The organism is Mesorhizobium waimense (assembly GCF_003601975.1).
GTDB lineage: Bacteria > Pseudomonadota > Alphaproteobacteria > Rhizobiales > Rhizobiaceae > Mesorhizobium > Mesorhizobium waimense.
Genome location: NZ_QZWZ01000059.1, coordinates 23,211 through 32,157, shown reverse-complemented (window position 1 = coordinate 32,157; position 8,947 = coordinate 23,211). Strand labels below are relative to the sequence as shown.

At 57.3% G+C, this 8,947-nt stretch carries 9 protein-coding genes and 1 pseudogene; 2 read left to right on the top strand and 8 right to left on the bottom strand.

The window, feature by feature from the left end:
* Positions 1–382: 382 nt before the first annotated feature.
* The 5 genes and pseudogenes from fsa to D3227_RS35725 form a co-directional block, all read right to left on the bottom strand.
* A pseudogene (gene fsa, locus D3227_RS35745) lies at positions 383–1,039 on the bottom strand (fructose-6-phosphate aldolase).
* Positions 1,040–1,175: 136 nt separating this feature from the next.
* Positions 1,176–1,547 carry a DUF488 domain-containing protein gene (locus D3227_RS35740; RefSeq protein WP_120018817.1) on the bottom strand — a complete coding sequence of 124 codons (372 nt, stop codon included), beginning with the start codon at positions 1,545–1,547 and terminating at the stop codon, positions 1,176–1,178.
* Between the two features lie 242 nt (positions 1,548–1,789).
* Positions 1,790–2,233 (bottom strand): c-type cytochrome, encoded by a 444-nt coding sequence (locus D3227_RS35735; RefSeq protein ID WP_342634041.1) that lies wholly within the window; start codon positions 2,231–2,233, stop codon positions 1,790–1,792.
* An 82-nt stretch (positions 2,234–2,315) separates the two neighbouring features.
* Positions 2,316–4,085, bottom strand: coding sequence for a GMC family oxidoreductase (locus D3227_RS35730; RefSeq protein WP_120018815.1), 1,770 nt, complete (start codon positions 4,083–4,085; stop codon positions 2,316–2,318).
* A 27-nt stretch (positions 4,086–4,112) separates the two neighbouring features.
* A complete protein-coding gene (locus D3227_RS35725) occupies positions 4,113–4,874 on the bottom strand; it encodes a gluconate 2-dehydrogenase subunit 3 family protein (protein ID WP_120018823.1) in 762 nt (253 codons plus the stop codon).
* A gap of 187 nt (positions 4,875–5,061) precedes the next feature.
* On the opposite strand from D3227_RS35725, the gene D3227_RS35720 reads away from it, so the two are divergent.
* A complete protein-coding gene (locus D3227_RS35720) occupies positions 5,062–5,913 on the top strand; it encodes a LysR family transcriptional regulator (RefSeq protein ID WP_120018814.1) in 852 nt (283 codons plus the stop codon).
* Positions 5,914–5,929: 16 nt separating this feature from the next.
* Here the strand turns inward: D3227_RS35720 and D3227_RS35715 are convergent, their stop codons facing one another.
* The 3 genes from D3227_RS35715 to D3227_RS35705 all read right to left on the bottom strand — a co-directional run bounded on the left by D3227_RS35715 (position 5,930) and on the right by D3227_RS35705 (position 7,795).
* Positions 5,930–6,754: a two-component system sensor histidine kinase NtrB gene (locus D3227_RS35715; RefSeq protein WP_120018813.1), complete on the bottom strand. Its 825-nt coding sequence runs from the start codon at positions 6,752–6,754 to the stop codon at positions 5,930–5,932.
* Between the two features lie 106 nt (positions 6,755–6,860).
* A complete protein-coding gene (locus tag D3227_RS35710) occupies positions 6,861–7,385 on the bottom strand; it encodes a plastocyanin/azurin family copper-binding protein (RefSeq protein WP_167481005.1) in 525 nt (174 codons plus the stop codon).
* Positions 7,382–7,795, bottom strand: a complete 414-nt coding sequence (locus D3227_RS35705; RefSeq protein ID WP_120018812.1) for a DUF5602 domain-containing protein — start codon at positions 7,793–7,795, stop codon at positions 7,382–7,384. Before D3227_RS35705 ends, D3227_RS35710 begins: the two co-directional genes overlap by 4 nt.
* Positions 7,796–8,223: 428 nt before the next feature.
* On the opposite strand from D3227_RS35705, the gene D3227_RS35700 reads away from it, so the two are divergent.
* On the top strand, positions 8,224–8,709 hold the full coding sequence (locus D3227_RS35700) for a PTS sugar transporter subunit IIA (protein WP_120018821.1): 486 nt from the start codon (positions 8,224–8,226) through the stop codon (positions 8,707–8,709).
* Positions 8,710–8,947 lie beyond the last annotated feature (238 nt).

Genomic DNA, 8,947 nt, shown 5'->3' with positions numbered 1-8,947 from the left:
ACCTCTTCATCGCCGCAATGGCCCACCAGCTTTCCGCCATCGGGAAGCTCGGAGAAAGGGATGCCCTCCACCAGATCCGGTCCGCTTGGTTTGGTATGACCTTCAGCCATTTGCTTCTCCCTGGCGAACCGGTGTCAAAATCGTTCGCACTACCGAGACGCGGGAAATCTCCGGTCCACCAGCCTCGGAACGCCGCGTGCCTGGCCGGCGTGACGTCAGTGTCTTGGCACCGCTAGTGCCTAAGCGTCCAGACACGTTACTTGATGCCGTTTGAGCCGCTGATACTGTAGTCTCCCGCCATCTTCGGTATCATGCAAACGAATTTAATCGGTGATTGTGTGCAATTATTATGCTGGCTTCCCGAGCAATTCCTCGCAGCCAATTACAGGATCGCTTGCCCCGTCTTACCCCAATCGGCGAGAAAGGACTCAAGGCCCTTATCGGTGAGAGGGTGCTTGGCGAGGTTTCTGAGTACTCGGGTGGCACAGTCGCGATATGGGCGCCTGCGATCGCCGCCTGTTTGACATGGAGAGGCGTGCGAATCGAGGACGCCAGGATTTCCGTCGTGAACGTTTTGTCGTTGTCGCAGATCGTCCGGATTTCACGGATTACCTCCATGCCATCCAGGCCGAGATCGTCTAGCCTGCCGACGAACGGCGAAATGAAGGTCGCACCTGCCTTGGCGGCGAGTAGTGCTTGGTTGGCTGAAAAGCAGAGCGTGACATTGACCTTCCGTCCGAGCTGATTGAGCGCCCGGCAAGCCCTGAATCCATCCCAGGTCGATGGCACCTTGACGGCCACATTAGCGGCAATGTCGGCCAAACGCTCTCCCTCGGCGATCATGCCGTCAAAGTCGATCGCGGTGACTTCCGCTGAAACCGGACCCTCGATCCGTCTGGCAAATCTCCTTGATCACATCTCTGATCGGTCGGCCGGTCTTTGAGATAAGGGACGGGTTTGTGGTCACCCCGTCGAGAACGCCAGCGGCAGCAAGCTCGCGAATCTCAGATAAATCGACCGTATCGACAAAGAATTTCATTGTTTTTCTCCTCAACTGAACGCGCCCATCGATGATTGGATGAATTTTCTTTGGTTTGGTTTCCGGAGTTGCCGCTGTCGTGATCGCACGCCCTATTTCTTTGAAGGCAATGGCAGTGCAGAGCGACGTGACGTCTCTATCGATGTCTCAGCAAAATCTCTCTAAGGACGACGGCATCATTGTGGGCCTCGTCATGAGCCGAGTAGACGAGTGTGACGGCGCCCTCCCGTATCAGGTCGCGCAGTCGGTCCAGTTTATCGCGATGCTCATGGATTTCCGCCGCATATCGCCGGCGGAATTCCTCCCAACGGGCTGGATCGTGTCCGAACCATTTCCGAAGCTCGGTGCTTGGCGCGAGTTCCTTCATCCAATGGTCGATGGCGGCTTCGGTCTTCTTGACCCCGCGCGGCCAAAGCCGGTCAACTAACACTCGCTTGCCATCGTCGGCCGCAGGGCTCTCATATGCCCGTTTCAATTTTACTCTCTCGTTGAAGATTTTTTCGCTCATCGGCTCGTGTCCCGTTCGTCTCCGTATCGAGAAGGCCGGAGAACTCGTTTCTAAGGATTGTCTCGTCGGCTGCATCCGACACGAACACGAAGATGTCGCCGCGATATCTCTCGATCCAGGGTGGCCGGCACCGGCTGCGCAGGTAGTTACCGATCTGATTGAGCGTGGAATACCCCAGCCCTGGTGCAGGAGAAACTTCATCAAGGTTAAGCTTTGCAGCCGGGACAGGTCGCCCGCCTGAATCAGGGGCCGATTTTCTGGCCCTGAGCGTTGAACTGTTTCAGATAGGCGATCACGTCGGCGATCTCCTGGTCCTTGTTGAGACCGGCGAATGCCATCTTTGTGCCGGGAATCAGCTTGCGCGGCGCGCGCAGATAGATCGTCAGCGTCGGTTCATCCCAAGTCAGACCCGAGTTCTTGTTCGCCGCTGAATAGCTGTAATCCGGATATGCACCGGCGGCTCGGCCGACGACGCCATTCAAGACCGGACCTACTCCGTTCTTTGCGTCAGGGCCAACCTTGTGGCAGGCCATGCACCTCTTGAAGACGACGGCGCCGGCTTCGGCATTGCCGGAAGATGCGTCCTGCGCATGGGCCGAACTGACTGCAGTGAGAATCGCGGTCGTCAATCCAAGCAAAGTCGATTTCATGTTTGTTTCTTCCAATGAGCGGCGGCGGGATTCCAACCCGCCCACCGGCAATGTCGGGATTCGAAAAACCACAGCCTGCCGGATCCGAACCGCGGATCCGGATCCGGCAGACGCTGCCTCAGGAGGGAACCAGTGGGCCGGGGTTCTTCAAATATTGGTTCTTGATCGCGTCCACCGCCCAGTAGGCAAGAGCGCCTACCGGTCCGGTCGGATTCTTCCCGGCGTTCTGGGGAAACACGCAGGCGCCCGTGACGAATACGTTCGGGACATCCCAGACCTGAAGATATTTGTTCAGAACGCTGGTGCTTGGGTCAGCTCCGAAGACCGCCCCGCCTGTGTTGTGCGTGCTCTGATAGGGCACGATCGAATAGGGTACAGGCGGCACGTTTCGATCGATCTTGGTCGCACCCATCTCCTTGGCCAGCGTCACGCAGATGTCGGCCTGGGCGATCATCTGCTTTATCTCATTGTCTTGGAAATTGAATGTCATCCTCATAAGCGGACGTCCAAAAACGTCGGTGTAGGTCGGATCAAGGCTCAGATAGTTCTGCCGGTAGGCCATCACCGCGCCTTGATTGCCGACGCTGGCCGCGTGGTCATAATTGTCGACCACGGCCTTCTTCCACTCGGAGCCCCAACGCGGGGTGCCGCGGGGTGTTGGATGAGACTGGATAGGCCGGGCGCCCGAGTTGCTGCAACTGATGCCGCCGCCGCCGATATAGCCGGCCTTCACGAAATCGTAGTTATCGCCATTGAAATCGTCCATGCAGGTGCCGAGCGCACCCGCCCCCATGAAGCGATTCAGGATGGTTTTCTTGTCGAAGAAGGCGGTAGCTCCGCCACCGCATTGATAGGCATAGTTGCGGCCGACCACGCCCTTCCCAGTTGCCGGGTCATAGGGCTCGCCAATCCCCGAATGCAGGAGCAGGTTGACGTTGCCGAGCGCGTAAGCCGACAGGATGATGAGGTCGGCAGGCTGTTCGAATTCGCGCCCGCGTGCGTCGAGATAGGTGACGCTGACCGCCTTCTTGCGGGTCGAGTCGAGATTGACCTTCAGCACGATCGAGTTCGTGCGTAGCTCGAAATTCGGATTCTTCACAGCCAGCGGAATGACTGTGAAATGCGGGCTGGCCTTGGCATTCGCCTCGCAGCCGAAACGTTCGCAGAATCCACAGTAGTGACACTGGCCGAAGGCCACGCCATCGGGATTGACGTAATCCCGCGATGCGTTTGACGACGGGTTCGGGAACGGGTGGTAGCCTAGATTGCGGGCCGCCTTCTCGAACATCACCATACTTTGTGCGGCAATCATCGGCGGATTGGGGTACTCGTCCTTTCGCGATCCCTCGAAGATATTGCCGCCATCGATCTTCCGGCCGTTGATATTGCCGGCCTTGCCGGAAGTGCCGCAGGTTTTTTCGAAATTGTCGTAATAGGGTTCGAGATCGTCATAGGTGATCGGCCAGTCCTGCAGGTGCATATCCGAAGGGATGATCTTTTCGCCGTATTTGTCGACCGTCCGGGTGCGCGCCTGATGATCCCATTCGAGCCAGCGCCAGGTCACGCCGTTCCAGTGCACGCCGGCGCCGCCGACGCCCTGGCCGGGCAGGAACGAGCCGAGTTGACGCATTGGCAGCGCCGTTTGCGATTCACTGTTGCGGAATGTGATGGTTTCCCGCCGCACGTTCTGCATGAGGTCGTGGCGGGCGGCGTAACGCAGCTCGTCATGGATCTGCGGGTCAATGAAGTCCGGATTGGTGTCACGCGGGCCACCCCGCTCAAGGGCGACGATTTTCAGCTTGGTCGATGCAAGCTCCTTGGCAATGATGCCGCCTGTCCACCCAAGACCGACAATCAGGACATCGACCGCGTTGAGTTTGGTGGCCATGTTATAGTCTCCTTCTTCTTCCGTCGATTAAATGAGATCCTGTATGCCCTTCGGATCAGCTGTATAGGGCTTGTTCCGAAACGGTTCGATCTTGTCCATGTACATGGCGTCAGCGCCTGGGAAGCCGATCATCTTCCAGGCTGCCCTATCCTTGTTTCCGCCATACATCGGGTCGGCGAAATAGCCCTCGATCGTGAGCTGGAGCAAAAGGCCGAAGAAGGTTGCCGTCGGCACCGTTGGAAGTTCGACCTTCTTGCCGTCGAGTTCGGCCATCACCGCGGCACGATCTTTTGCCGAAAGGCCGTCGAAGGTGCTCTTGTGGCTTTTCTGTACGTAGGCACCGACGTCGGCGACGCCGGCCCGGATCAGTTCCGATGGCGTCATCGGCAGTTGATAGCCCTGCTCGGGCTTACCCTCGCTAAACGGTCCTTCCAGATACAGACGGTCGCCCTTGCCGTATCCGCCGGCCATCTGCCGATCGATGTAGATCGCAACGCCGAGTTCCTTGGCGCCGGGGCCGGTTGAATCGCTGGGAATGAGCGTATCGACCGCCGCCTCGATGAAGGCGGATTCGTCGACATTGAAGAATTCGTAGCCCGAGTACCCGACATGAGATTTCGGGGCGTCGGCTACCTGATGGTCCGGTTTGCCGGTCGCTGCAGTCACCATTTCGTCGGCCGATGCGGAACCGCCAAGCGGCAAAGTACTCGCTGCCGCTCCAGCCGCACCGAACAGTTTCAGAAAGTCGCGACGCCCCACATCGCCTTGGCTCTTTTCTCTCGTCGACATGATTTCTCCTGTGACGCTGCAGGCAAAACGATGTGTGAGGTTGGAGAGAGCTTGCGCTCCCTCCAACCGGCGCTGCGCAGCATCCAGCGCTAGGGAAGGTGGAATTCTTCGAGCCTAGTGCTTGAGCGAAGTATCTAGCAAACGAAATTGATTGACATTTAAACGCAATTTTTATGCTATATGACTTATGGACATTGAGCTGGCCCGCACTTTTATCGAGATCGTTTCGACGGGGAGTTTCATTCGGGCCTCGGAGCGCCTGAATGTCGCCCAGACGACCGTAAGCGCTCGAATCCGCAACCTCGAGCAGCAATTGGGCCGCACTCTTTTTGTTCGCCACAAAGGCGGAGCTTCGCTGACCCCGGCCGGTGAGCAATTCCTGCGCCACGCCCCGATGTTCGTCCAACTATGGCAACGCACGCTTCACCAAGTTGCGGTGCCACCGGGACGCCGAGCTGTTCTGACGGTCGGCAGCGAAGTCAGCCTTGCGCAACCACTTCTGCTCGATTGGGTCCGATGGATGCGACGCTCGCTGCAGGATATTGCACTTCGAGTGCACGTCGATGTGCCGCAGGATTTGATCAATCAGGTCGCGTCGGGAATGGTCGACTTAGCTATCATGTACGCGCCCCCGCACAGACCGGGTTTGAAGATCGATCTGCTTCTGGAGGAAAAACTCGTTCTCGTGACTACCAATTCCGAAGCGCGCCTCCTGGACGAATCCGATTATGTTTATATGGATTGGGGGCCGGATTTTGGACTTCACCACGGGATGAATTTCCCGAGCGCTGCGCCGGATCTTTCTTTTGATCTCGGTCCGCTCGCACTGAACTATGTTCTTGCGACCGGCGGCTCCGGATATTTCAGAATGAGCTCAGTGCAGCCCCACATAGCGGCTGGCCGCCTGCATCTTGTGCCTGAAATGCCGCAGTTCTCCTATCCGGTTTACGCGGTGCAATCCGCAAGTGCGGACGAGAGCGTAGTAGGTCCTGCCCTGGCAGGATTGCATTCCGTCGCGAGCGCCGACATCGAATTATAGGGCTCTTGTTGGGCGTCTAATTGTCCGCTTGGATTGACGGGAACAGAAGGTCGACCGTTGTTCCAATCCCTCGTTCACTTCTTATCCGGATCCGACCATTAACCGCCTGCGCCAATGCCTGCACTTGCAACATCCCTATCCCGGTGCCCTTCTCACCCTTCGTCGTGAAGAAAGGATCGAACACCCTTCGCAAGACTTCCGGAGCCATCCCGCAACCATGGTCATTGACACGAACGCATGCGTAGGTTCCGGGTCCGGGCGGGTCAGGCGTCGGGGCCGTCTGCACCAATCGCTCGGTGGTGACGTGGATCTCCCCGCCACTTGACATCGCATCTCGTGCATTCATGACGAGATTAAGCACTGCAGCGTCGAACAGCGCCGGGTCGATCAAGCAGTCCGGGATGTCGGAACCAAGCTCCAGCTTGACGCGGACATCGGGACCCGCGCCATACCTCAGGAAGGGCTCGAAAGACTTGAGGAACTCATTCAAATTGCCAGCGTGGATATCGAGTTCCTGATGTTTTGCGAAGGCGAGTAGCTGTGACGTTAGGTCGATCCCTCGATCGATTCCTTCCCGCGCTGCCGCAATGTAGGCGCGCACGCTTTCAGGTTCGTCGGCGCTTTTCGCAGCAGACCTCAAGCCGGTTTCGATTACTGCTAGGAGGTTTCTGAAATCATGGGCAATACCGCCAGTCATCTCGCCTAAGGCGGCAAGCCGATATGTGGCACGCTCATGTTGTTGGGCTGCGGTCCCGGCATCGAGAGGCTTATCCGATACCTGACAGCGCTCGTCGCGCTTCGCTGGTGATTGAATATCGTATGGAAACGCGCGGTCTGTCATGAAGGTCGCCCCTACAGATCACTGACGACACCAGGAAACTCGCGCTCCTTCGCATCGTCATATTTGGTTCTCCTTGTTGCTGGTCGTCATGCTCCGACACGCATGTTTAGGTGCGCCGAACGATCCCTTTCGTCAGGATGTCTTCGACCATCGGAAACGCCTTGAGGGCCACCTCTGGGAGGTCTCCATTCGTGCCGACCAGTTCAGTCCAGCCATGCATTTCGGGTTCGCCGACAATGATGCGGCCGACCATTCCAGCATGCTCATGCGGAATGCAAAAATAGTCATAGACCCCCTGTTCGGTGAAGGTGACTGAAAAGCTCTCGTTGGGTAGGAGATAATCGGAATCCCAAGATTTTGCGGCCTTGGGCATGCGCAGCGGTCGCTCGAAGTTTGCCGGATTGTAGGCCGTCGTCGTGTGGGAATTGCCGGGATTGAGGTTGATCCAGCGGATCGTCTGTCCTGGTTTGATCAGAATGCCTATCGGGTCGAACCAAACGTGTGACCCGTCTTCGTTCCCTTGCATCTTGATTTCAACAATCTCGCCGCCCCACACGGCCAGAGAAGAGAGGGAAAGGGCGGCAGCGAGCCCGCCGCCCCCTCCCATGATCTCACGACGCGTCAGTGTCATTTGGCGACCCGTGCCTCGTCAGGCGCCGCAACATGCCACAGCACGACGTGGACATGCGGCTCTTCTACTCCCGGATGGCCGGCATTGTAGTAGACGTCGACATGGTCGACATTGCCGCCAGGTGAAGCGAGGTCGTCAAAACGCTTGTCCGGATTGAGGTCCTTGGTCGGCAGCATATAGATCGTGCTGACAAGCTTGCCATCGTGGTCATAGGCAAGGAATGGTCCGGCAGGCAATGTCGTCGGATCAACGAAAAGTTGGCCCATGCCCGGCAGGAAGTCGGGCAGCTTCACAAGCTTGCTGACCTGTTCGTAAGGAGCCGCGGGCGGGGCTTTGGTGACCTGATCCGCCGCCATGGCGCAAAGCGAACTGCCCGTTGTCAGGGCAACTGCAAGGACAAGTTCTTTCATCACGGTATCTCCTTGTGAACTAAAAACCGCGATGGCCGAAGATCTGGAAGCCGGTCTAAAAATCCGATTCACTTGTTTCCACGACCTATTCGCGTCCGACCAGCAAGCAGGAGACTGTTCTGGTCGTCAAACGAAATTAGCTGGCATTTCAGTGCATTATTTCTGCTATCAGGCGCGCACCTGTTTTGCTTGATTTCGAAAATCAATTTACTACCTCTGAATTGCTATGAATATTTTCAACCTCGATTTCCGGCGAGAGCCGAAACTCCTCAAAACGGGCCATTAGCCGGACGCGAGAAGCCCTGGCTTCGCGTCCGGGACAGCCAGGATCTCCACAACTCAGTCCACTGTGAACCCTGCCCCTGTTTAACCAGTGCGGCTGAACGCTCATTTGCGATCGCGTTTGGATCGACATGGAGGTTACCCGGATGATCTCCCCCATCTTGCAAGAAGAAGACATTTCGCTTGACCTTGTGATCAAGGGAAAGCATTCAGCCTTGTCAAAAATTGCGATCAGGATTGCTCGGAGAACTGGGCTTGACGAGCAGATGGTTCTGCGTGGTCTTTTCGACCGCGAGGGTCTCGGCTCGACGGGCATCGGTCGTGGCGTCGCGATCCCCCACGCTCTACTTGGCACAATCTCTTTGCCTGTCGCGTCTTTGACACGCTTGGCCCAGCCTATTGATTTCGACGGCCCCGACGACGATCCCGTCGATCTCATTTACACTGTACTCTGGCCGCGCTCTGCCACCTCAGCCTTCCTCCCTGCCCTTTCGCAAATATGCCGGCTGTTTCGGGCATCTCAGGTTCTGGAGCGACTCCGACAGGCACAGTCATCCGATGAGGCGTTGGCGATTCTCGAAACTGAGCCGCGGAATTTCCACCAATTTTCATACTTCCCGCGTCGGGCCTGACGTTCTGGTGTCTAGGCAATTCAGCAATGCCTAGAATGCCGTTGACGCGGCGCATATCGCAGTGTGATCGCGTTGTTGTGCACCTCTGCGAACCGGCGCGCCGATGCTATGGTGCTCGCACTCATCAATCGGCAAGGATATGAGGCATGCCTGGAGTCACCCGCCGTACATTTCTTGCGTTCACCGCCGTTGCGTCTGTCGTTGAACCGACGTTTGCTGAAGGTGAAGGAAGTTCACG